We start from the raw sequence: 23630 nt of genomic DNA on the forward strand, positions 1-23630 counted from the left end.
TGATCAGGCGTGGCGGAAGTCGAATGCTTACGATTGACCGAAATCGTTTGATATATCTTGCGCGGCCTTGTGTATTTATAATTCGCGCAAAGACGATTCCAACTGTCGTTTACGCGTACGCTGGAGGTGCCCGCGCGGGCCCCACAGGTCAGCGTTTCGCGATATCGTCGCCGTGGGAGTCCTTGTACACGACCTCGACGTCGACGGTCCGGCCGTCGTCGCCGAACTCGCGCGCCTGCCGGCGCAGCGCGCGGATCTTCCACCACAGATAGCCGACGACAATCACGCCCACGCCGAACAGCACGGCAAGCAGCACCAGCGACAGCATCGCTGCCACCACCAGCACGATTGTGCTCACGACGACGGCCGCAAGCCGGCCGAACCATCCGTATTCGCCGATCCGGATCCCTTTCTCGAATGTCGCGCGCCGCGGCGACGGTTTGTCGTTGTCCATTCCACTTCTCCTGGCCGCCGTCCGGCTGAACTGCCCGCGCGAGCGTGGACTTTGCCGGGACGGCGAACCATCAATGATGCCGACGAATCCTGCGATACGCGTGGCGCATAGTCCGGATCCCCCATCTTGCAGATGCACATGAAGCGTTCCGAAACATCTCTGCCCACGCAAGCCGGTCGTCGTTGTTCGGTTAACTGAAAACTTACCCTTCCCACTCGCGCCTGTGTCTATTCTAAAGAAGTAAGGCAAGGCGAATCGAGTCGTTTCCACTCACAGTTGAATGGGACAACCTATCATGGCTGACACGAGCTACACGGCGCGCAAGTCCATCGCCGACATAGCAGGAAGCGCCGATGCCGAAAGCGGCGGTGGGCTGTCAAAGACCCTGGGGGCGCCCAGCATCACGGCGATGGGAATCGGCGCCATTATCGGCGCGGGTATTTTCGTCCTCACCGGCACGGCGGCGGCACAATTTGCCGGGCCGGGCATCATCCTGTCCTTCGTGCTGGGCGGCATTGCGTGTGCGTTTGTCGGCCTCTGCTACTCCGAACTGGCCGCCATGCTCCCCGTATGCGGCAGCACTTACACGTATACCTATGCGACGCTTGGCGAAGTGTTTGCGTGGATCATCGGCTGGGACCTGATTCTCGAGTACGCCATGGGTGCCGCGACGGTCGCAGTCGGCTGGTCGGGGTATATCGTCAGCCTGTTGCACAACGCCGGAATCAACATCCCGCCTACGCTTGCTGCCGCGCCCGGCACGACAATCCAGCTGCCTGACGGCTCGACTGTCGCCGGCATCATCAATCTCCCCGCCGTGCTGATCATCGCGATTCTCACGACGATGCTGGTGCTCGGCACGCGCGAGTCGGCACGCGTCAACAACGTTATGGTCGTCATCAAGCTGACGGTCGTGGTGGCCTTCATCGCCATCGGCGGGTTCTTTGTGCATCCCGCCAACTGGCATCCCTTCGTTCCGCCCAACACCGGTGCGTTTGGCAGCTTCGGAGCAAGCGGTATTCTGCGCGGCTCCGCAGTCGTGTTCTTTGCCTTCATCGGCTTCGATGCGGTATCGACCGCCGCACAGGAGGCGAAACGGCCACAGCGCGACATGCCGATCGGGATCCTCGGCTCGCTCGTCATCTGCACCTTGCTCTATATCCTGGTGGCCGCCGTGCTAACCGGACTCGTTCCATACGCACAACTGAACGTACCCGATCCGATCGCCAAGGGCGTCGACGCCATCGGTTTCACCTGGTTTTCCGTACTGGTCAAGATCGGCGCGCTAACCGGGCTGACCACCGTGATACTCGTGCTGCTCTATGGGCAGAGCCGTATTTTCTTCACGATGTCCGAGGACAGGCTGCTTCCCCATCTGTTCTCCACTGTCCATCCACGCCTGCACACACCGCATCGAAGCCAGATCATGATCGGCACGGTCGTCGCCATCGTGGCGGCCCTCACGCCGATCGGCGTACTAGGCGAGATGGTCAGCATCGGTACGCTGTTTGCGTTCGTGCTCGTGTGCGGCGCCGTCATGTACCTGCGGCGCAGCGACTCCGACGCGAGCCGTCCATTCCGTGCGCCCGGCGTGCCGATCGTCCCCATTCTCGGCATCGCGTTTTGCGTGCTGCTGATGGTGGGACTGCCGCTCATCACCTGGGTACGGCTGGTCGTCTGGCTGCTGATCGGCATGCTGATCTACATGTCGTATGGCCGGCATCATTCGCGCCTGCGTCATCCGGAGCGTGAATGAGGGAACCGGTGGGCAACCATGAACGCTCAGCACGCGTGTTTCGTTCGCCCGGCGCGGGCTGCCGTGTGCGCGGCTTCACTCGCAATGCTGGCCGATTGCGGCGGAAGCGCATGCATTGGCCTCAACGGCTGCGGCGGCACAACCGTGACGCCGAACGTCACTATCTCCGGCACGGCCGCGACCGGCACAGCGATCGCCAGCGCGACGGTCAACCTCAGTTGCACGCAGGGCTCGGGATCCACCCTGTCCGACGGCGGTGGACACTACGCGATCACGTTCGATGCCACGCCTTCCTGCATCCTCAGCGTAAGCTCCGGCGGTGTGAGCCTGCATTCGGTGGCGTACGCCGGGGGCACCTTCAATACGACGCCGGAGACCGAGCTGATGCTCGTCTACCTCGCTGCACAACTCGGCACGAGCGAGAGTGGTTTGATTGCGGGCTTCCCGACCAACTCGCAGTACCAGCAGGTACTGGGTAACCCGTCCGACGTGCAGGCAGCGCAATCCGCAGTCGTCACGAATCTGCAGCAGCACTATGCGGTCACGCTGACGGTGCCGGCGTTTTTAACGACACCCTTTACGGTTGGCCAGCCAGGTGTCGATAGTGATTCAGGCACGCTGGCGGCGGCAGGAGCGATCGACGCGAATGGCATGCCCGATCCCGCTGCCGTCTCGCTGCTGACCGCGGCGGGCGCCGCGCATCCGCTTAGCGCGACGTCCGCCCCCTCTTCCGGCGCTGGCGGCACTGGCAGCGGCAGCGGAACGATGTGACGTGGACCTGCCAATGTCCGAACGGCGTCGGACCGCAGCGCCCAAAGGCAGGTTAGAGCCGCGTGCGAAAGCCCACCGTTGCCACGACCTGATTCCCCGTTGACGATGCGCCGCCGGCGGTGTTGATGAAGGCGACGTACTGGTGACCCGCGACGTGCTGGTACATCGTTTCGGCGTAGACGTCCGTGCGCCTGGAGAACATGTACACCTGTTCACATGACTGAACTAGCAGCTACGAGTCGGCGAGCGCACGCGCGATTTTCCGTTCTGGTTTGCGCCATTGACTGACGAGAAGCCCACTGACCACGAGAGCGACTGCAGCGACCAGGGTTGAAGATGGCCACTGGCGTGTCACGACGACTTCCATCACAGCGGCAGTGACAGGGCCCAGTGCCTGAAAAGCGACGACGCGGCTTGCATCGAGCCTGCTCAATGCCCACAACCAGCAGAAGTACCCGACACCGCTCGACAGTCCTATAAAGCCGACATTCCCCCATTGCGTCATGGACAGGTTGGGCACCAACGGTTGGGCCGTTACCCAGCAAAGGCCGACGAGAAACACCACGGCGGCGCTCATGGCAAGCGCGCTCGTCGGCAATGCAGGATAGCGCCTCAGAAGCGGCCGATATAGAAGGCTGCACACGGCGCCGATCAACGTGGCACCGATCAGCGCGCATAACGCACCGATGTCCACGGATCCAGCGTGGGCAGGCGGTACACGCAACAAGACCGACACACCGGCGAGCGCGATCACGAGACCCAATAGTTTGTGCAGGCTGAATGCTTCGCTCCGACTTGCTACAGCCAACGTCATTGTGAAGAGCGGCATGGTCGAAAAGACGAGCGCGCACGTAGCGGCAGGAAGGATCGCTAACGCATGATTGAGCAGCACGATGAGCACGGCAAACTGGAATATCCCGAGCAGGCCGATAGCAAACGCATCTCGCCGTGCGAAGCGAGGGCGCGTGCCGAGCCAGACGGGTGCTACCAGCACGCCCATGCCGATGGAATAGCGGAGAAACGCCAGCGTGGCGGGCGAAGCCTCTTCAGACACTGCCCGGGTAGATACCATCGCCGCACCGACCAGGATTCCGGTGGTTGCCGCGGCAAGCGTGGCCGACGCCTTCGCGCTCACAGATCACGGGCCCAGATCTGACCAGTCAGATCCTTGCCGAAGCTGTGGTGCGGCTCCTCTTCCACAAGCTGAAAGCCTGCTTTCTCGTAGATTCGCCGCGCGTCCGTCAAGACGCTGTTGGTCCACAGGATCATGCGCTTATAACCAACGGAGCGCGCAAATCGCAGACATTCGTCGACCAGCCGATGGCCGATTCCCAACCCGCGGGCGCTCGCATCGACATACAGCAGCCGGAGCTTCGCAGTTTCCGCGTCATGACGAACCACGAAGACCGAGCCCACTGGCTTGCCGTCCCTCTCGGCGATCCAGCAACGCTCCGAGGTGGCATCGTAATCGCGGATGTATTGGGCAACGATTTCCGCAACCAAAGCTTCGAACTCGGCGTTCCAGCCGTACTCTTGCGCGTAGAGCACGGCCTGCTTATGAACAATCCATCCCATATCGCCCGGCTGGGGATCTCTCAAGACATAGCTTGCGGTCGATTCCCCTAACAAGCCGTGGACCTGCGCCATGGCATCGACGAGTTGCTGCTGTTCGGCGTCCGTCAGGCGCTCGAGCATCGCCATGACCTCGTTCCGGGACGCGACGTTCAGCGGTTCGAACGTGTCGCGGCCAGCCGCGGTGAGCGCCAGTTCGCTGACCCGCGCATCCGTCTCCGATCGCTGCTTGACGACCAGCCCCTTTTTTTCAAAGCCGGCGATGACACGGCTCATGTACCCGGCGTTCAGCCCGAGTTCCCGGCAAAGGTCCGAGGTCGTGAGCCCGTCCCTGTGGGCGAGTTCATACAGGATGCGGACTTCGGTCAGCGAAAATTCACTTTCCAGCAGGTGCTCGTGAAGCACGCCGATCTGGCGTGTGTAGAAGCGATTGAATCGCCGGACGAATTCGGCGCGGGCGATAAGTTGCTCTCGGCTGGGCATGCGACACCTCATAGTTGCCTGAGGCAAATTATTGCTTGCCTCAGGCAACTATGCAAGTTGTTTGTGTTGAATGCGGATTACGCCTGCGGCACTGGCAGCCGCGATTCAGCTACGTCACTTCAACGTACGTTGCCCAACTCGCGCTCCTCGCCCACGCTTTCCGCGTCGCTCGCTTGCGTGACTTCAGCGAGGTCGCGGCCACGCGTTTCGGGCAGCAGCAACGCAGCGGTCACGACCAGCAGATACGACACGCACGCGCAAATCCCCATTGCCGCGCCGAGGCCGAGTTTCGCGCTGAACAAGCCGACCATGGTCGGCATGATCGCGCCGATTGCGCGGCCCGCGTTACCGCACAGCCCCTGCGCCGAGGCGCGGATGCGGGTGGGGAACAGCTCCGCGAGATAGGCGCCCGTCCCCGCTGCCGTGCCCGACTGCAAGGTGCCCAGCACGAAGCCCAGGACGAGCGTTACCGGCAGCGTGATCGACGCTAGCGTATAGGTCGCCACAGCGACCGCCTGAAGGCACGCGATCACGATGAACGTGCGGCGGCGGCCGAATCGGTCCGCCATCCAGCCGTTGAGGAACGCGCCCGAAAACGAGCCGAGAATGTTGATGGCCAGATAGCCGCCCACATTCGCGATCGAGAGATGCAGCGCAAGCTTCAGATACGCGGGCAGCCACGTGATCATCACGTAGTTGCCGCCGTAAATGCCGAACGTCAACAGAATGGCCTTGAGCGTCGTTACGCGCGTCGGCGCTTCGAACACGGCCCAGATGCTCGGGCGATCTGCGGCATTCGCGCGGCGCGTCTGCTCGAAAACCGGCGCTTCCTTGATATGGCGGCGAATCCACAGCACGAGCAAGGTCGGCACGAGACCGATGGCAAACAACACGCGCCATGCGAGCGAGGGTTCGAGCGTGCTGAAAAGCAGTGTCGAGAGCAGCACTGCCATACCGTAACCGACCGCCCAGCCCGCCTGCAGCGAGCCGACGGCGCGGCCGCGTACCTGCGGGCGGATCGTTTCGCTGATGAGCGCGGCGCCCACGGCCCATTCACCGCCGAAACCCAGGCCTTGCAGCCCGCGCGTAATCATCAGCTGCCAGAACGAATTCGTGAACGCGGAAAGCAACGTGAACGCGGAGAACCACAGGATCGTGATCTGCAGCACCCGCACGCGTCCGTAGCGGTCCGCGAGAATGCCGGCGATCCAGCCGCCGAGCGAAGCCATGATCAGCACGGTCGTACCGAGAATGCCGGCCTGGCCACGCGTCATGCCCCAGACCGCGAGCAGCGTGGGAATGGCGAGCGCGTACATCTGGGTATCCATCGCATCGAGCCCCCAGCCACTGAAGCACGCCCAATAAGTGCGCTTCTCGCCCTTGGTCAACTCGGTGTACCACTTCAGCATGACTGTCTCTCCTGCAGCTATGACGGCCGTCTGGCGGCCGACTGTTGCGGGCACGTCGATGCGCGGTCCCATCCATGGGGTCGGCACATTCGCGTGCGTTTGTAGGTTGGGGTTTCGTGGGCGGGCGAACCTGCCGTTGGCCGGAGCGCTCCGTGTGAGGTCCGTGACACAAGCGTCGCCCGGTTAGGGGGAATGAGATACCTGCGCCGCCTCGTACTGATGGGACCGAAGCCGATCAGCGTCGTTATGCTATTACGCATCGCCTGCCGGGGATATGCGAAGAGGCGAATTAGCCATCTATTTTAGTTATTGCGATACGAAGCTGGGTGCATCGAAGAAAACAAAATTCGATGGACGCGAACCCAGCCTGCAAGGACCATCGAGCAATAGAACGAGCGTACTGTTCGATCCGCTAGCGTCGCTTCCCGCCAGCGCAAAGGCGTCTCATCTGCACAACGTTTTGGTTATCGCCGCTAAAGCCATCGCGGCATCCGTCGTTAATGCGTACTGCACTAGCTGGCTTCGCGCCCCGCAGCCATTCCCGGACGAACGCAATACCAAGGTATTCATTTTCCATGTCTATGGTCTCAACTCGCGAGCGCGCATCGCTCACGCTCAACCAGAAGCTCACATCGACGATCGTCGTGCTCTGGATCGGTCTGCTACTCATCGCGGCAATCGGTATCTGGCAGACGCGCACTGCCATCCTCGCCGAAAGACGGCTGCAACTCACGACGCTCACCGACGAGGCGACGAGCGCAGTCACCCGTTTTCATGACGAAGCCGCGCGTCAGGTGATCAGCGAGGACGAAGCGAAAAAGCAGGCGATCGCCGTGATTGCGTCTCTGCGCTACGGAAAGGACGGGTACATCACGGTCTGCGACCCGCAGGCCGTGATCGTCGTGAATCCGCTCAAGCCGGAAATTACCGGCAAGAGCATGGCGGCAATGGCCGATACCAACGGCAAGCGCTTCTACACTGACCTCATCGCGGCCGCCAGCGATCCGCAAGGCGGCTTCGTCTCCTACTACTGGCCCAAGCCCGGCGGCTCCACGCCCATCGAGAAACTCGCCTACTCGCGGCGGATCGGCGACTGGAACTGGATCTTGTTCACCGGCGCCTACATGGACGACATCCGCGAGACGGTGGTGGCTTGCGCTATTCGCTGGCTGGCCGGCATCGCGGTGCTCGGCGGTCTCGCGACGCTCGTCATGTCGCTGGCGCTGCGCAGCGCGCGCCGTGCTATCGGCGGCGAGATCGAGTCCGCCGTGCAGACCGCGCATCGGGTGGCCGACGGCAACCTCGGCGTGCGCGTGGCCGTCGCGCCTGGCGACACCGGCAGCCTGATGTACGCGCTCGAGAAAATGCGGGTTGGCCTCGAGACTGCGATGACAGGTGTACGCGCGAGTGCCGAAAGCATCGCACTCGGCTCGGCCGAGATCGCGGCCGGCAACATCGATCTATCGCAGCGCACAGAGCAGCAAGCTGCGGCGCTGCTCGAGACGGCATCGAGCATGAATCAAATGACGGAGAATGTCCGCAGCAACGCCGAAAGCGCGACGGTCGCGGCCAGGCTCGCCGAAGACGCCGCCGATATCGCTTCGCGCGGCACCAGCGTTGTTAAGCAGGTCGAACAAACCATGGAAGCGATCTCGGCGAGTTCGAGCAAGATCAACGAAATCATCACCGTCATCGACAGCATTGCGTTCCAGACCAACATCCTCGCCCTCAATGCGGCCGTCGAGGCCGCCCGCGCCGGCGAGCAGGGCCGCGGCTTCGCCGTCGTGGCCGCCGAGGTGCGCAACCTCGCACAGCGCTCGGCGACGGCAGCGCGGGAAATCAAGCAACTGATCGAGTCGTCGGCGAATACGGTCCAGCAAGGCGCCGTGCAGGTGGCTACAGCAGGCACCACCATGGGCGAAATCGATCAGGCGGTGCGGCAGGTCAACGACATCCTGCGCGAGATCAGCCATGCATCGCGGGAGCAAAGCGAAGGCATCAACCAGGTCAATACGGCGGTGAGCCAGATCGACAAGGTCACGCAGCAGAACGCCGCGCTCGTCGAAGAGGCGGCAGCGGCGGCTCAGTCGCTGAACGACCAGGCGAGCGCGCTACGCGAAGTGATTGGGCGGTTCTCGCTCGCGGGGAGTGGGGACTGAGGTGAATCCTGTGCGGCATCGGGTGGGGAGATTGCTATCGTGCGTTGGGGATGAGTCGGCGGTTTGAACAACAACTGTAGAGTTCACCAATTCATGTCGCGCCATGACAACCAATTCTTGTCGCTTTGAAGGGTGAAATCCCCCTAATGAGGGGGAATAGGTTCAGCCACATCCAGGCTGCTCGTCGTCACATCAACTTCCCCCAGCAATTCAGCGCGGACGAACGTGAGTTGCGTACCCGTCAGGTAAAGGGGGGCGGCCAGTCATCACATCCCAGTGACCTGCCCAGCACCTGCATTTCGCACGCGCAGCCGAAGAGTTGGGAATCGCCCCGCCTTCGCTCACCAAGCAGATACAGGATGCAGAACGCCTGCTCCAGTTCCGGCTGTTCCATCGGACCCGCCGTTCCGTGTCGCCTCGTCGGCCGGCAACTCGACGTTGCCTACGTCAGGCCTCCGATGTCCTGGTCCGAAGAACTGCAAGCCAGCCGCGTGTATCAGGACGAATTCGTCGTCGCACTACCGGAAGACTCCCCGCTGGCTGCACAGAAAGGTATTGCGCCGCAGCAGTTGCGTAATGCACGGTTCGCGGTGCCCGAGCAGGAATTCGGCACGCTCGAAGTGGCTCGGCGCGGACGCTTTTCGCCTCAGATCGAATTGCGGCCGGGCCCACTGGTCGCGGTAGTCGCGAGCGTGTCGCTCGGCAATACGGTGGCCATTGTTCCCGGCTCACTGTGTGCATGCGTCACGCTGCCCGGCGTGGTCTACCGGCCACTGACCGGCAAGCCCGTTCTTTCGGAAATCGCCCTGCTTTACCGCCAGCACGAGCGCTCGCGTGTGGTGAGTGCATTTCTGCAGTATGCCCACAATGAATCTGCCTCCATGCCTCATCGCCCTTGACATGGGCCAGTTCCTCAAATCGTGCTGCAATCTGCTGCTCGCGCAGGAAAGTCGCCGCTCCTAAGCGCGACGCGCGGAGGCGAGCCACTGTACAAAGGTGCGGACTGCACTGGACGTCGCATGCTCCGCGAGATGGGCGACATAGAAGCCGTAGCCAGCTAACGCAAAGGGCAGCACTTTCACGAGCGCGCCGCTCAGCAATGCCTGCTCCAGTACGATGTCGCTGCACAGAGCGATTCCCTGACCGGCAAGCACAGCGTCAATCGCATGGAGCTCTTCCCGAAAGCTCAAATCACGCTTGCTGCGAAGAGGCGTGAATGCGGATACCGGAACACCGTAAGCCGAAAACCAGCGCGGCCAGCAAGGTGCCTCGGGATCTCCGTTCGTCCACTCGTAATGGATCAGAGGAAATCGAAGCAGGTCCATCGCCGCAATTGGGCGTGTATTTTCTGCCCCGAGGAGGCCCGGGCTAGCGACAGGGTAGAACGCATCTCGCGCGATCTCCTTACAAATCAGACCTATTGGCGCCGCGCGTGCGTAGCGTATCGCGACGTCTGCTTCGCCCGCGTCCAGGTCGAGGACCGCATCGGTACCGATAATCTGCAGCGGAATATCGGAGTGAGATTCGTGCCATTGCGACAGCCGCGGAACCAGCCAGCGACTCGCGAAGGCGTTCGGACTGGTGATCCGTAGCGCGGTCGTGCCACCCATTTCCGCGACCGTGGAGAGTGCATCCGCGAATGAATCGAATCCCCTGCGCAGCGGCGGATACAAAAGTTGCCCGGCAGCAGTGAGTCGAATGGGTCGCGGCCGACGCGCAAAGAGTTGCCGGCCACACGCTTCCTCCAGCGTGCGGATCTGGTGACTCAGGGCCGTCGGCGTCACGTTGAGCTCTTCCGCGGCATCCTTGAAACTGCGATGCCGCGCAACCGCCTCGAACGCCTGCAGCGAACGCAGAGGAGGCAACTTTCGCATCTGTTCAGTCTAGATGAAGTTTTCTCATCTGAAAGCTGAATTCTTTCATTTTGCTTCGACGCGTGGGAAGTGCAACCATCAAGCGACCGAACTTGAATTTCGGCTTCAGCGCTAGCGAGCATGAAGGAGGCAAGATGAGCACCGAAACAGCGTCGTCAGATATCTTCAGGGGCGAAAGCCACGCTGCCTCGCGTGAGCTCGAGCAATTGCGTGGCACGCTCCACGGCACGCTGGTCATGCCTCGCGATCCTAACTACGACGAGGCGCGCCGGGTGTGGAACGGGTCAGTCGACAAGCGGCCGGCGATGATCATCTATTGTGCTGACGCCGACGACGTGGTCGCAGCCGTGCGCTTTGCCAGGTCGATCGATGCGCGGGTTGCGGTGCGTAGCGGCGGTCACAACGTGGCGGGCCTTTCGGTCTGCGATGCCGGTATTGTTATCGACCTCTCCCGGATGAAGCAGATCGACCTCGACGCCGATCGGCGGGTGGTGCGCGCAGAGGCCGGCCTCAACCTCGGTGAGTTCGATCGGGCCACGATGGCCCACGGCCTCGCGACGACAACGGGCGTTATCAGCGACACGGGCCTTGCCGGCCTGACGTTGGGCGGCGGGTTCGGCAAGCTCGGCCGCAAATACGGACTCACTTGCGACAACCTCGTCGCCGTCGAAATGGTCACTGCGGACGGGCAGCAACGGCTCGCGAACGACTGCGAACATTCCGACCTGTTTTGGGCCGTCCGGGGCGGCGGAGGCAACTTCGGCATAGCGACGGCTTTTCACTTGCGGCTGCACCCGCTGGATCCCGAGTTGCTCGTCGGCTCTTTGCTATACCCGTTCGAGCAGGCACGCGCCGCATTGCGCGCTTACGACCGGTTTGCGCGCAATGCGCCGGATGAGGTGAGCGCAGATGCTGCACTCGTTACCAATCCTTCCGGCGAGCGATTCCTCAGCATATCGGCTTGCTATGTCGGCGCGCCCGAGTCCGGTCGACAGGTTCTCGAGGCACTGATGGAGTCCGGCTCACCCGTCGACCGCCGCCTCGAGCGTCTGCCCTACCTCCAGATTCAATCGAACGGCGACAGTGTGTTTCCGCGGGGCCGGAGGTACTACTGGAAGGCGCAGTTCCTGAGAGAGATCGACGATGGCGCGATCGACGCGGTATTGGGCGCCTATGAACGTTCGCCTTCGTTGTCATCGTTGCTGGTGTTTCAGCATGTTGGGGGAGCCATTGCCCGCGTCGCCGGGTCCGCGACCGCCTACCCGCATCGCGACGCCAGCTTTGACTGCTTTCCCGTCGCGATCTGGGACGATGCAGCCGAAGATGCGGCGAACGTCCAATGGGCGCGCAGCATATGGGACGCGCTAAGGCCGTATTCATCCGGAGGCGTCTATGCAAACAACCTCGGCGATGAAGGCAACGAACGCGTGAAGGAAGCTTATGGCGGCAACTATGCGCGGCTGGCTTCCATCAAACGCCAGTACGATCCAGACAACGTCTTCCGCCTGAATCAGAACATTGCTCCCGCCTGAGTCTCTTCACCGGGCGTGCAATACCCGGCACACGGAACTTCGTGCAGCCGTTCGCTCGAAACCGAAAGGTGCATTTCTCGACGATCCATGCCCTATGCCGTTTGCTTGAGAAAACGACGATGCCAGTTCATGACGCGATGAACGTCAACCGCGAACGACCGGTCGTCAACATGAGGCACTACGAGCGGATTTAGAAAAGATAGTTTAGATAAGATAGTCATGAAATTGGCAACCGCGTCCACATTGATCACCGCCACCCGCTTGCTCGACGTTTCTGAAAAATATCTTCACCGACTGGAACCCATTATCGCCGCGATGCTGGTTACCAAGGTGAAAGAAGGCCTTCACGAGCCTGTTCGCACCATGCTTAAAAGGGCTTTTAAGAGGATCATTGCCCGGGTGATTCTGGGTTTCGAGTGACTCGCCGTCTTCGTAGCTCCGATTTCCTTCAGACACCGGTGAGGGAATTCAACGAAGTGGGAATTCGAGCATCGACGGTTTTCTAGCAGATCGAAGGCGCAGCATGTATGCCCACGTGCCCGCGCACACGCGTACACGCAAATTCGTGCGCCGCACATTCCTAAAATGGGGCAGACCTGCGCCTGCCCCGTGTACTTACTTTAGTGAATGGCCATCTGCACGACCTTCACGATCACGAGACCCACTGCGACGACGAGGTAGGTGCGCAGCACGCCCATCCACACGCGTGTCGACAGCGTCAGGTGCTGCGGCGCCGGCAGGTCTTCGAGCGGCGACATGCGCCACGTGTCGCGCAACTCCTTGAGCGCTGGCTTGTTGAGCGGCAATGCATCCTGGGTGACATCCGCGCCGCGCGATTTGCGCGTGAGTTCCACCGCGGCGTACACGGCCACGGCAATTCCACAACCGCCCACGAGAATCTTGACGATCGCCGCGCCGCTGATGTCCGGAAACACGGTGGCCGCCGTCAGGATGATCGACAGCACGACGAGCACGGCAATCACTGCACCCGTGAACACGTTCAGCTTCTTCGAATTCACCCACGGGCCAAGCACCGCTTTGTCATTGCAGAGCAACAACAGGAACACCGTTGCGCTCGGCAGCAGCACGCCAGCCAGCGTTTGCACAGCCTCGGTCAGGAGGCCAAGCGGGCTGCCGGGTATCAGCACGAGGGCGGCCGCGAGCGCGATGATGCCGAAGTAGACGAGATAGAAGCCCTTCGCGTCGAGCACGCTGCGGTGCAGCGAGTGCTTGACCTTGAAGACGTCGCCAACCGCATAGGCCGTCGATAGCGAGACCGCGGCAGCGCCGATGATCGACGCGTCGAGCAGCGCGACGGCGAAGATCGTGGCCGACGTCTGTCCGACGTATTTGTGCAAACCTGCAATCACGCCACCCGCGTCGGTGAAGTTGCCGAACTCGGGCTTGCCGTCAAAGAGCGCGGCGGTGAAGGCCATCATCGCCACAGCGCCGACGATCACGAACGCGATACCGATCCAGAGGTCCGCCTTTTCGTACTTCATGAAGCGCGGCGTGATGCGCTTGTCGATCACGTAGCTCTGCTGAAAGAATAGCTGCCACGGCGCGACAGTCGTGCCGACGATGCCGATCACGAGCAGCATCACATCGGAGAGCTTCGAATTCGCCGGCCAGGTCGGCACGAAGAAGTCACGCGCGATGACGCCCACAGGCGGGTGGATCGAAACGAGCACCGGGATCAGCAGGAGGCTCAACAGGCACAGGACGATCGCGAAGCGTTCGAAGCGCCGGAAGTCGCCCGTACTGACCGCCGCCATCGTCAGAACCGCGGCGATGCAAACGCCGAGTACCTTCGAGACGCCGAGAAAGTCGAGCGCAAACGTAATGCCGATGAACTCGGTGACGATCGTGAGCGCATTGAGCAGAAAAAGATCGATGACGCTGAAGGCGCCCCAAAACTTGCCGAAGCGTTCGAAGATGAGGCGTGCGTGACCGACGCCGGTCACGGCGCCGAGGCGCAGGACCATTTCCTGGTTCACGTAGAGAACCGGGATCAGCAGCGCGAGCGTCCAGAGCAGCGAAGTGCCGTAGTTTTGCCCGGCCTGCGTATAGGTGCCGAAGGCGCCGGCGTCGTTATCGCCGACCATGACAATGAGGCCGGGGCCGAGAATGGCCAGCAGCGTGCGCAGGCGCGCCATCCAGTTGCTACGAGGGGCGGTGTCGTGGCGGGCGATCGTGCCGAGAGCGCCTTTGATATCGCCCACGTGCGCGTCGTCGAGCACGGCACTCCGACGTTGCGTGAGGTTTGCGGGAGTGGTAGACATTTTTTAGTTATTCCTTGGCAGTACTGCTTGAAATCGATGATTGAGGCGTGGCACTGCCCTGCCGCCTGCCGGTATTGATGCAGTGGGCAGACAGTCGGCCACGCCCGGCCGTGTCAGCGAGCGAGCTGTTTGAGCGCCGTCCAGATGGCAGCGACTACGCCGGTCGATGCGTGCGAACGGGCGTCGAGCGCGAGCATGCCGTTGTAGTGCGAGCGAGCTTCTTCGACGTGCGGAAGTTGCGAAACGAGGAGTGCGAAGTGCATGGTGATTCCTCCAGTAACTTGAAACGTGGCGCCTTTGACCAGGCCTGCTCTCGTTTCAGTCCACGCGCGCCGATGCGCTCGGGCGTGATGGAGGAACGTGTGCGGCCAGATGTCAGGCGAAGTGAGCGGCGTTCGGCGAGAACGCGTGCTGTGTCGTACAGGAACAAGGCTCAGGGTCGGGCATCGTGAGCTCCACTTTCATTTGGGTCCGGTTCATGTTTGACGGACGTGTTTAACCGCACGCCGGTTCCGGCACGCAATTGCTTGCGCGAAAACGGCGTGAACGAGCGGCGTCGCGAGCCAATGGCCCGACGCGCGGAGTCGCGTTGACGAACGTGCGTGACAGCACGCGCGTCAACGACGGCGGCCAATCGAAGAGATGCGCGGGAAAAACTGCGAAAACTACTGCGGCGCGCACCGTCTGCCTGCTGGCAGGACGGCGGCTAAGGAAGAATCCAGGCGGGCGTCGTGCCGGTCAGGCAGAAAAACGATTCGAAGGTCGACTACTACAACTGTCCAAGGCAAATGCCCCTTTCGTGGAAACAGGCGAATTCTAGTGACGACGCGCAAGCCGAGTCAACGACTATTTCAAAGATTTTTCTTTCGAATCTGTTACTGCGGTGGATGCAAATCATTTGCATAACTCTTCGTTTCGCATTCGTGCAGTGCAGACCGTTGCCCGAGGGTGGTGTGCGTTCGGCATCCCTGTTGAAGCTACTAAGCACTGCGTGACAATTTCTGCTTGCACGTTCACAGAGGGCGCGCATAGAATCCGCCCTGTCTTAGAAACAGGAGAGTCCTTCGTGGACGCAAGCTCTAGTAGTCGATCTTGTACGCCGGCCTGTGCCGGCACCCAGACTGCAATCGCGCGTTAGCGACGCCGGACTTTCCTTCCTGCCGCTGACTCCGATTGTCGGGTCAGCGCGCTTCTTCTGGACCGCCTCTTCGGTCTAACTGTAGCTCGCTCCCTTTTTTGCTTAAGAACACCGACAGCGCTTGACTGCGCTGACGGCGTGTCGCTTATCGAACGTTGCCCGGTCTCGCCGGGCTCGACGGGAGTTGAACCATGCATATCGAACGCTTTCTTCGCGTCTCACGCACTTACTTGCGTGCGACGCTGGCCATCGCACCGCGCCACGAACTTGACGGACCAGGCCAGCTCTGGGGGCACCCAGGCGCCCGCCCAGTTCACGCAGTGCGACGCGACGCCTCGGTCGCGGCCCTCTGGACAACGTCAAAACGTAACACCGGCAGTACCTCGTGGCCCGCCTGAGCGGGCCGTCGCGAGTACGACTCCACAAACCTGCCGCCTTGTGGCGAGTTGACGCCGAACACGTTCCTGCCTCGGCGTCGCTCATTCATCAGTTCGTTTCCCAGAAGAAAGCAAAAATGATCTCCTTTGGCATGCCCACACAAAACGACAATGGCATTAGCACGCGACGCCTCCTCCACCCGTCCTCGCGCATTAAACCGGTTTGCGCCACCGCGGTGCTGTTAATTGCGCTGGCCGCCGGCACAACCGATCCGGCTTACGCACAGTCGCAGTCACCCGCTCCCACATCCGCGGACCAGGACCCTGCGGCAGCCACGAACGCAGATGCAAACGCCGCACCGGCCGACGCCGCCCCCGCGCCCACCGGACTCTGGGAGCGCTCGAACCTGCTCGGTGACATGGGCGGACTGCGCACGTTCCTGGGCGACCACGGCGTCACGCTTAACGCGCAGGAAACAAGCGAGCTTTACGGTAACTTCTCCGGCGGTCTGTCGAAGGGCGCTTCATACAACGGCGCCACGCAGTTTGGCCTTAACGTGGATACCGACAAGGCGTTCGGCCTCAAGGGCGGCACCTTCTTCGTCGATGCCTTGCAGATTCACGGGCACGGCATCACGGCGGCACGCCTGAATGCGCTGCAGGCCGTGAGCGGCGTCGAGGCCGAAGCGTCGACGCGTTTGTGGGAACTCTGGTACCAGCAGGCGTTCGGCGACAGGTTCGACGTCAAGATCGGCCAACAAAGCCTTGATCAGGAATTCATCATCAGCCAGTACGGCAGCACGTTTGCGAACGCGACATTCGGCTGGCCCGTGCTGGCTGCCACCGACCTCCCTGCGGGCGGCCCCGCGTACCCGCTATCGTCGCTTGGCGTGCGCCTGCGGTTCAAGCCGAGTGATTCGATGACGATTCTCGGCGGCATCTTCGACGGCAACCCCGCGCCGGGCAACGGCGACCCGCAGCAGCTCAACGCCAGCGGCACCCAGTTCAACCTGCACAACGGCGTCATGATGATCGGCGAGGTCCAGTACGCGATCAATCAGCCACCGGCAGGAGGTTCCGGCGCAACACAGCCGGGCGGCCTGCCCGGCACCTACAAGCTGGGCTTCTGGTACAACAACAATCACTTCGCGGATCAGCACCTCGATACAAACGGCATCTCGCTCGCGAGCTCCGCGTCGAATGGCGTGCCGGCGACGCATCGCGGCAACTTCAGCATTTATGCCATTGCAGACCAGATGGTGTGGCGCCCGAGTGCCGACAGCCCGCAATCGGTCGGCGTCTTCACGCGTGTGATGGGCGCGCCGGGCGACCGTAACCTGCTCGACTTCAATCTCAACGCGGGCGTCGTGCTGAAAGCGCCGTTCAAGGGCCGGGACAGCGACTCGGTCGGGCTCGCTGTGAGCTACGCGAACGTCAGCTCGAGCGCGAGCGCGCTCGACCGTGACATCGCAACGCTCCAGACGCCAGGCTACCCCGTGCGCTCGGCGGAAACGGTGATCGAGGCGACGTACCAGTATCAGGTTGCGCCGTGGTGGCTGTTGCAGGGCGAACTCCAGTACATCTTCCATCCGGGTGGCGGCATCCCCAATCCGAACAACAGCGGTGCACGCATCGGCAACGAGGCCGTGGCCGGACTGCGGACGGTCGTGACCTTCTGATGGTGTGACGCTCTGCGACGCCCCGGCCTGCCAGCATTCCGCGAGCAGGCCGGGATATACGGTCACTAAATCGACGCGCCCGCTCGGTAAATGATCGCTTGATTGATTGAGGACGACTGTGCACGACCGATGATCATCGGTGGGATTTCATACAACCATCGGCGCGAACGCTGCCCATGGCTCACCATCAGCCTGCCTACATTCGCCAGCAGGCTGACTTCGTCAGCCGGCCATTGGAGACGTATGTCCGGGCACGGCCGCGCTCGCGAGAATGCCCTGCATAACGAGCGCTTCGACCGTCAGCCGCTCCTCTTCTCCAGCACGGCGCACGCAAGCGAGCCGGCTGCAGTCGCGAACAGGACGTCCTGCACGGCGGCGAGGGCGATCTGCGCGACGACGAGCGGCTCCATCATCACTTCACCTTGAACGTGTAGTGCCCCTGCGTGCGATGCCCGTCCGCAGCGACAGCGACCCACGAGACCGTGTAGACACCCGGAGTCAGCGGATTCAGCGACACCGACATGTGCTTGATGTTCGACTGGTCAACCACGGCCTTGCCACTGGTGACGGTGCCGCCATGGGCGTCCGTGACGCTGATCGAACTGAAGGCCGGCTCCAGGCCATCGTCGAAATCGATTGCGACGTCCTTCCGCGAGACGGGGACGGTCGAGCCGGCCGCTGGCGCCTGATGGGTCGGGTACGCGTGCGCGTGTGCGAGTTGCGCGAGGGTCAACGCCAGCGCGGCGGCGGCGCCGCGCATCGAAAGGGGGACCAGAGCGGTTTTCATTGTCCGAAGAGCGGTTTGCCCAGAGTGTCAGGGAAGATATCGTCGAAATACACGTGAGCCTGCAACAGTATTCCCGTATGCGTACCGCTCGCGCGATTGACGGGAATCTGCGCCTCGATGCCGAACTGGCCGTAGCGGTTGATCCAGATTACGCCGGGGTTAATCGTCCCCGTCGTGTGACCTGAGCATGCGCCCGCCGTGCAGGTGCTCATCGGGAATTCGACGACCGGCACCAGATTGCCGATCGGCTGGGGCAGCCCGAGGTCCTTCACCTGCGTTTGCAAGTAGAGAATGCTGTACTGGAGCGTGACGCCCCAGCCCAGCGAGTTCGGACCGTTATCGGACGACGCCGTCGTCAGGTTGGGACCAATCGTGCCGGTAATCGCGAGCGGTCGCAGGTAACCGAGTGATGCCGGCAGGTCGCCGAAGCCCTTGCCGAAATAAGCGGTCGGGGTGAACGTCGAAAACGAGTTCGCAATTGATCTGGCGCCGGTACCGCCGAGTGTGGCGAGCAGGCCGACCGACGCCATGAATTCGTGCGGCGCGTTCGTGTAAACAAGATATTTGACGCCGAGCGTGAAATTGTCCCAGCCCTTCGCGCTGCCATCTGGTGAATTCAGGCTTGTGTAATTGCTCGCGATGCTGAACGCGAGATTCTTCGTGATCAGTTTGTCCCATTCGTACGACACGGTATTCACGTTCATGTCGTCGCCGTTGCTATCCGGCGTCTTGATGTGGCTGAACTCCAGGTTGAATTCGTCGCCGACGCCTGGGTCATCGACAGCCATCGTGGCGGGAAAGACCCGGTCCCCGACGACGGCGTGAGCCGACGCGTCAACGGAAAGCAGGCACGACGCGAGCGCGCATAGCGCGGCGGCGGCACGTTTGGGCGTGGTTCGCATTTTCAGATCCTGATCAGATTGTCGTGACGCGCCCTGCAGGCTGCCTGCAGGCAGACCAGGAAGTCCTTGCAGGCCGCGCCCCGAAGATGCGCGACAACGCAGCGACGCCGGTCATCGGCATTGCTGGAATGGTTGAGAAACGTTGACGAAGATCAGGACCAGGTAGGGGGAGCGCGCGGCTGGGCTGGCGTCAGCACCGTATATGGACGGAACGCAGGGCCGATGAGGGGGGACGGAAAGGAGGGACGCAGCGGCACGACGCTCGATGCGACGGTCACGCCAGGCAGGGCTGGAGAGTGTGCGAACAGTCCGCAATATGGGCACGCGTCGCACTGAAAGGACGAATCGGAACCATGGTGATGCATGGCATGTCCGGCATGCGCGACTTCGACGGCCGCTTGATGGTGATGCGCATGATGGGCGTGATGCTCGACCTCTCCATACACGCCGCGCAGCACCTGGGACACCGTCGGCGCGAACACGCTCAGCAGGATGGCAAGCATCCCGAGCCAGGCACCAAGCTTCTGACGGTGGCGGTTGAGCATCGCGAATCTGCCAGACGGCAAAATAAGCTGGAGGGGAAGGAATGCTAACAGCCTGCCTGGCATTCCCGATAAGCGGAAACCCATGACCGGCATTGGCATGTAGCGGCAGCAAAACGGCCGCCACAATGCGCAAGCGACGCAGTTTCCAAAAAACTGCCGCCATCGGACCGAGTATGTCGCACCGCCATTATTGACGCACCCGAGCCAGACCCGAGATAGTCGTGGGGACATTCCCCCTAATTGCCACGTTCGCCAGCGCGGGGAGCAAATGGCGCCGCGTTGGAGGGGGCGCGGCCAACTCCCGTCTCTGCTTCAACGCTCCAGAAAGTCCCCTTTCCGCGCTCACCGCACAGTCCCGGCGCGACGTTGATCTTTTCGAAAGGTGATTAGTTATGCGAATGTAATTTGCAAAATGCGGCGTGCCTAAGCGTCAATTTGAATGATACGAACGCCCATTTCAAAAAAAAACGCGGCCCGAAAGCCGCGTAAAAACAGATGAAAAAAGACCGCTCCCTTAGTCAAAGGGGCGAGGCAAATTGTATCGCTGCGCCGAGCGGGATTTCAGGTCACAATCTGGAATATTGCCTTTCGCAAAATGACGGAAACTATGCGTTTGCGGTCGACCGGGACAACTGATTCGTCTATCCGAGAGCATTGACGTATTCCTGCAGTGCAAGCCGTCCGCTAGGGACTGTGTACCGCCGAGCAGTGAAAGTCGCTCGCGACGTCCTTGCCTGGACTGCAGGCCACCGGGCGCCACGACCCACCGCTGCTTCGCCTTTACTCGCGCCCGGCGCCGTGCGCCAGTTTCAGAGCGATATCGAGCCGCGCGATCCACTGCGCGTCGTCGAGCGAAGCGCCGAGCATCTTTTCGATGCGCTCCAGCCGGTAGTTGAGCGTGTTCAGATGAATGCCGAGCGCGTCCGCCGTCGGGCGGCGGCGTCTGCCATTGGCATAGAACGCGGTCAGCGTCGCCAGCAGATCCGAGTCGGTTCTGATCTGCTCGACGAGCGAGACGAGATAGCGCGTCACATCGCCGGCCGTGCGCACCGTTTCTTCGAGTGCGATGGCGGAATATCGCGCGACCCGCGCCCCGTCTGCGCTGCGCAGCGAAACCTCCGCCGCACGAATGGCCTCGTTGGCGGAGGCCGCCCATCCCGCGGCTCCTTCATTCAATAAACCGACGCCGACCGCACGAAGGCGCTCTTCCGCGCTCACAAGGTTTTGCGCGCATTGACTCGCTGCGAGATCACTTTGCGCAGCCAGATCTCCGCGCTGGCCCGGAAGCCAGAAGATTGCACGTCCACGATGCCACACGTGAACGATCGTCTCTCGCTCAATCCGGAAGTGACGCGACACGGCAAGCGCGTAGCGCTCGGATTCGCGGTGACGGATTTCTGACGTGAGCGCTTCGAACCCGGCATCGAGCGCGATCGCGATTCGCGGCACCGAAGCGTCGAGCCCCAGCGCGCTCATCGCCGTTGTGAAGCTCGCGTGATCGTCAGGAGAATGGAAGATCGCAGCATGCAGCTGGTAAAGATTCGCCTCACGCCAATTCGCGCGGTGGCGTTGCTCCTCGACATATGCTTGCGCGAGGGTCTGCGCGATACCTTCGAAGAACTCGAAAAGGAACGGCGCCACCGTCAGCGCCAGCTCGCGCGCGAGGTGTACTTCCTCACCGGCCACTTCCACGCTGGCTTGCCAGACTTCGCGCGCGCCAATCTGGGTGGCGCGTAGCAACGCCTGCAGTGGCACGCTTTGGTGAACGCGTCGACGGGCTGATTCCTCGATGTCCGCGTTCACAGGTTCCGCGGGCTGGCTCCCCGTCAGCAGGAGCCGGAACCACAGCCTCGCCAGTTGCTCGACGGACTGGAATATGTCGTCGCGGATAGCGGGTGGAAGCGCCTCATAGCCCTCCAGTTTCATGAGCGAAGCGTACACACGCTCGATGGGCACATGCGGGTCGTTAGCAAGGGCTGTCAACCCTTGGCGCAGTCGCGGGCTGATCTGGGGAGCGGTAATGAGCAAAGGGGGTCCTGCCATGAGTCGTCAGTGCATGCGTACCACAGGGGACAGAATGAGGCGGTAGGCCGTTTCGTGAAATGACACACCGGGCCTGTGCCGTTTGCCAATTTACCATGCACCTTCGTCCGCCTAGGATAAGCGCTCGGGACAAGAGGCTTCCCGCCGATGTCGCTTTTGCTGAGTATCAGCCTGCCGGCCCCCCGCGCCCGCAGCGCAACCAGCACGCGGGGTTGCTTGCGCGCCGGCTCGCCCTTCAACGCGTTTGCATCGTCAGCGATGCCTGTGATTCATTCATGACCCTTTCCACTGCAAAACGGCTTGCCTGGTCGGCGTGCGCATCGCTGTCATTGGGCGGATGCGCGATTTCGCCATCCTTACCGCTCTTTGGCGCTGCCTTTCCCGACTGGCTTTTCTGCATCGTGGGCGGCGTCGCGGCAACGATCATCGTGCATCGTGAGCTTGGCCGCCGCGACTTGCGCGGGGCGCTGTCGCCCGTAGCCGTCAGCTATCCGGCCCTGACCGCCATCTTCGCGACGGCAGCCTGGCTCATTTTCTTTTCCCGCTGAGGGTGCGCTCGCCCATGACACCTGACGCCCGCGCCTTTCGCAACACCACGCGCACCGCAGCCGCAATCGTCCTCGCCGGCGCTGCAGCATCGCTGTTAGTGCTTTGGCGGCTTGACTGCGTCCTGGGGACCGCCTTTTCGTCGCTCGCATCGACGGTTTTTTCTTTTCTATGACTGCGCGTATCGCATATGACTGACAACGCTCGCGCACCGCTGCGCACGAAACGGCTGCCCGCGGCGATTATCGCCCTTATCGCCATCGCACTGCTTTGCATCGTCGTCTGGCGCAAAGATCACGCCCCCAGCACCGACGACGCGTATGTGTATGCCGACACTATCGACGTGGTTCCGGAAGTCAGCGGACGGATCGTGGACCTTCCCGTACACGACAATCAGGCCGTCAGGAAAGGCGATCTGCTCTTGCGCGTCGATCCTCGTCCTTATCAAGACGCACTCGCTCAAGCAAGCGCGCGCCTTGTCGCGCTCGACAAGCAGATCGAGCTGACACAGCGCTCGGTAAACGCGCAGCAATACAACGCCGATTCGGTGAAGGCTGCGGTCGAGCGCGCGCGCGCCGTGGCAGCCCAGGCCGCCGACACGCTGCGCCGGACCGAGCCTCTGCTCGGACAGGGTTATGTTTCTGCGGAAGAAGTCGATCGCGCACGCACGGCTCAACGTTCCGCGCAGGCGGAACTCGACGCCGCGGCGCTGCAGGCCCGGCAAGCCAACGCCGCGGTGAGCGGCGTCGATGCGCTGGTCGCGCAGCGCGCCGAGGTCCAGGCGCAGATTGCGATTGCCGAGTTGAACGTCGCGTTCACCGAAGTTCGCGCGCCGTTCGACGGCCGCATCGTGTCGCTGCACACGACGGTCGGCCAGTACGCCTCGCCGTTGAAGCCTGTCTTTACGCTGATCGACACGGAACAGTGGTACGTGGTCGCCAACTTCCGCGAAACGGAGCTCAAAGACGTGCGCGCAGGAACGGCAGCCACCCTCTACCTGATGACCGATACCAGCAAGCGCTTCTCGGGTGTCGTGGATTCGGTCGGCTACGGTGTGCTGCCCGACGACGGCGGCCTCGTGCTCGAAGGGCTCCCGCGTGTCCAGCGCAGCATCAACTGGGTCCACGTTTCCCAGCGCTTCCCGGTGAAGATCGCCGTGCGCAATCCCGACCCGGTGCTGTTCCGCCTTGGCACGTCGGCCGTTGCCACGCTCGAGCGCACCCGTGCGGTAGGCGGTCCGGCGCAATGAACGTCGCCATGGATGCCGCCGCCCGGTCCCCGACAGGTTTCGCGCGACTCGCCCGCTTCCTGGCGGAGGAGG

Annotated in this window: 21 protein-coding genes and 2 pseudogenes; 10 read left to right on the forward strand and 13 right to left on the reverse strand. The window is 62.1% G+C overall.

Annotated elements, in window-relative coordinates:
- Positions 1–148: 148 nt before the first annotated feature.
- Positions 149–454 (reverse strand): hypothetical protein, encoded by a 306-nt coding sequence (locus AB4Y40_RS36705; RefSeq protein WP_368692025.1) that lies wholly within the window; start codon positions 452–454, stop codon positions 149–151.
- Positions 455–749: 295 nt separating this feature from the next.
- Here AB4Y40_RS36705 and AB4Y40_RS36710 point away from each other — a divergent pair, with 295 nt between their 5' ends.
- Entirely contained in the window at positions 750–2210 is a 1461-nt protein-coding gene (locus AB4Y40_RS36710; RefSeq protein WP_368692026.1) for an amino acid permease, read from the forward strand.
- A gap of 18 nt (positions 2211–2228) precedes the next feature.
- Positions 2229–2981, forward strand: coding sequence for a hypothetical protein (locus AB4Y40_RS36715; protein WP_368692027.1), 753 nt, complete (start codon positions 2229–2231; stop codon positions 2979–2981).
- Between the two features lie 52 nt (positions 2982–3033).
- Here AB4Y40_RS36715 and AB4Y40_RS36720 read toward each other — a convergent pair.
- From AB4Y40_RS36720 to AB4Y40_RS36735, 4 genes and pseudogenes are all read right to left on the reverse strand, one after another.
- Positions 3034–3201: pseudogene (locus AB4Y40_RS36720) on the reverse strand (porin); the annotation flags it as partial.
- A 12-nt stretch (positions 3202–3213) separates the two neighbouring features.
- A complete protein-coding gene (locus tag AB4Y40_RS36725) occupies positions 3214–4116 on the reverse strand; it encodes a DMT family transporter (RefSeq protein WP_368692028.1) in 903 nt (300 codons plus the stop codon).
- Positions 4113–5036, reverse strand: a complete 924-nt coding sequence (locus tag AB4Y40_RS36730) for a GNAT family N-acetyltransferase (RefSeq protein ID WP_368692029.1) — start codon at positions 5034–5036, stop codon at positions 4113–4115. Before AB4Y40_RS36730 ends, AB4Y40_RS36725 begins: the two co-directional genes overlap by 4 nt.
- Positions 5037–5155: 119 nt before the next feature.
- Positions 5156–6445: an MFS transporter gene (locus AB4Y40_RS36735; protein ID WP_368692030.1), complete on the reverse strand. Its 1290-nt coding sequence runs from the start codon at positions 6443–6445 to the stop codon at positions 5156–5158.
- Between the two features lie 575 nt (positions 6446–7020).
- On the opposite strand from AB4Y40_RS36735, the gene AB4Y40_RS36740 reads away from it, so the two are divergent.
- A complete protein-coding gene (locus AB4Y40_RS36740; protein ID WP_368692031.1) occupies positions 7021–8604 on the forward strand; it encodes a methyl-accepting chemotaxis protein in 1584 nt (527 codons plus the stop codon).
- A gap of 241 nt (positions 8605–8845) precedes the next feature.
- On the opposite strand, the gene AB4Y40_RS36745 is transcribed toward AB4Y40_RS36740, so the two are convergent.
- Entirely contained in the window at positions 8846–8998 is a 153-nt protein-coding gene (locus tag AB4Y40_RS36745; RefSeq protein ID WP_368692070.1) for a hypothetical protein, read from the reverse strand.
- On the opposite strand from AB4Y40_RS36745, the pseudogene AB4Y40_RS36750 reads away from it, so the two are divergent.
- A pseudogene (locus AB4Y40_RS36750) lies at positions 8930–9503 on the forward strand (LysR family transcriptional regulator). The gene AB4Y40_RS36745 and the pseudogene AB4Y40_RS36750 overlap by 69 nt on opposite strands.
- 60 nt (positions 9504–9563) lie before the next feature.
- On the opposite strand, the gene AB4Y40_RS36755 reads toward AB4Y40_RS36750, so the two are convergent.
- Positions 9564–10478, reverse strand: coding sequence for a LysR substrate-binding domain-containing protein (locus tag AB4Y40_RS36755; RefSeq protein ID WP_368692032.1), 915 nt, complete (start codon positions 10476–10478; stop codon positions 9564–9566).
- A 134-nt stretch (positions 10479–10612) separates the two neighbouring features.
- Between AB4Y40_RS36755 and AB4Y40_RS36760 the strand changes: the two genes are divergently transcribed.
- Together AB4Y40_RS36760 and AB4Y40_RS36765 are read left to right on the forward strand one after the other, a co-directional pair.
- Positions 10613–12010 carry an FAD-binding oxidoreductase gene (locus tag AB4Y40_RS36760; RefSeq protein ID WP_368692033.1) on the forward strand — a complete coding sequence of 466 codons (1398 nt, stop codon included), beginning with the start codon at positions 10613–10615 and terminating at the stop codon, positions 12008–12010.
- A 219-nt stretch (positions 12011–12229) separates the two neighbouring features.
- Positions 12230–12430 carry a hypothetical protein gene (locus AB4Y40_RS36765; RefSeq protein ID WP_368692034.1) on the forward strand — a complete coding sequence of 67 codons (201 nt, stop codon included), beginning with the start codon at positions 12230–12232 and terminating at the stop codon, positions 12428–12430.
- A gap of 200 nt (positions 12431–12630) precedes the next feature.
- On the opposite strand, the gene AB4Y40_RS36770 is transcribed toward AB4Y40_RS36765, so the two are convergent.
- Positions 12631–14292, reverse strand: coding sequence for an Nramp family divalent metal transporter (locus tag AB4Y40_RS36770; RefSeq protein ID WP_368692035.1), 1662 nt, complete (start codon positions 14290–14292; stop codon positions 12631–12633).
- A gap of 113 nt (positions 14293–14405) precedes the next feature.
- Complete coding sequence (locus tag AB4Y40_RS36775) at positions 14406–14555, reverse strand: hypothetical protein (RefSeq protein WP_368692036.1); 150 nt, start codon at positions 14553–14555, stop codon at positions 14406–14408.
- A gap of 1389 nt (positions 14556–15944) precedes the next feature.
- On the opposite strand from AB4Y40_RS36775, the gene AB4Y40_RS36780 reads away from it, so the two are divergent.
- Positions 15945–17486: a carbohydrate porin gene (locus AB4Y40_RS36780; protein WP_368692037.1), complete on the forward strand. Its 1542-nt coding sequence runs from the start codon at positions 15945–15947 to the stop codon at positions 17484–17486.
- Positions 17487–17898: 412 nt separating this feature from the next.
- Here AB4Y40_RS36780 and AB4Y40_RS36785 read toward each other — a convergent pair whose 3' ends face one another.
- The 3 genes from AB4Y40_RS36785 to AB4Y40_RS36795 all read right to left on the reverse strand — a co-directional run bounded on the left by AB4Y40_RS36785 (position 17899) and on the right by AB4Y40_RS36795 (position 19642).
- Positions 17899–18273: a copper resistance protein CopC gene (locus AB4Y40_RS36785; protein ID WP_368692038.1), complete on the reverse strand. Its 375-nt coding sequence runs from the start codon at positions 18271–18273 to the stop codon at positions 17899–17901.
- Entirely contained in the window at positions 18270–19175 is a 906-nt protein-coding gene (locus AB4Y40_RS36790) for a hypothetical protein (RefSeq protein WP_368692039.1), read from the reverse strand. The genes AB4Y40_RS36785 and AB4Y40_RS36790 overlap by 4 nt, the downstream gene beginning before the upstream one ends.
- A gap of 152 nt (positions 19176–19327) precedes the next feature.
- On the reverse strand, positions 19328–19642 hold the full coding sequence (locus tag AB4Y40_RS36795) for a DUF2946 domain-containing protein (RefSeq protein WP_368692068.1): 315 nt from the start codon (positions 19640–19642) through the stop codon (positions 19328–19330).
- On the opposite strand from AB4Y40_RS36795, the gene AB4Y40_RS36800 reads away from it, so the two are divergent.
- Entirely contained in the window at positions 19529–19768 is a 240-nt protein-coding gene (locus tag AB4Y40_RS36800) for a hypothetical protein (RefSeq protein WP_368692071.1), read from the forward strand. The two genes, AB4Y40_RS36795 and AB4Y40_RS36800, sit on opposite strands and share 114 nt — an antisense overlap.
- Positions 19769–20500: 732 nt before the next feature.
- Here AB4Y40_RS36800 and AB4Y40_RS36805 read toward each other — a convergent pair.
- Positions 20501–21646, reverse strand: coding sequence for a PucR family transcriptional regulator (locus AB4Y40_RS36805; RefSeq protein ID WP_368692040.1), 1146 nt, complete (start codon positions 21644–21646; stop codon positions 20501–20503).
- Positions 21647–22038: 392 nt separating this feature from the next.
- On the opposite strand from AB4Y40_RS36805, the gene AB4Y40_RS36810 reads away from it, so the two are divergent.
- Entirely contained in the window at positions 22039–22311 is a 273-nt protein-coding gene (locus tag AB4Y40_RS36810; RefSeq protein ID WP_368692041.1) for a YtcA family lipoprotein, read from the forward strand.
- Between the two features lie 188 nt (positions 22312–22499).
- Positions 22500–23558 carry a multidrug transporter subunit MdtN gene (gene mdtN, locus AB4Y40_RS36815; RefSeq protein ID WP_368692042.1) on the forward strand — a complete coding sequence of 353 codons (1059 nt, stop codon included), beginning with the start codon at positions 22500–22502 and terminating at the stop codon, positions 23556–23558.
- Positions 23559–23630: the final 72 nt, after the last annotated feature.

The sequence above is a fragment of the Paraburkholderia sp. EG287B genome (assembly GCF_040965595.1).
Lineage (GTDB): Bacteria > Pseudomonadota > Gammaproteobacteria > Burkholderiales > Burkholderiaceae > Paraburkholderia.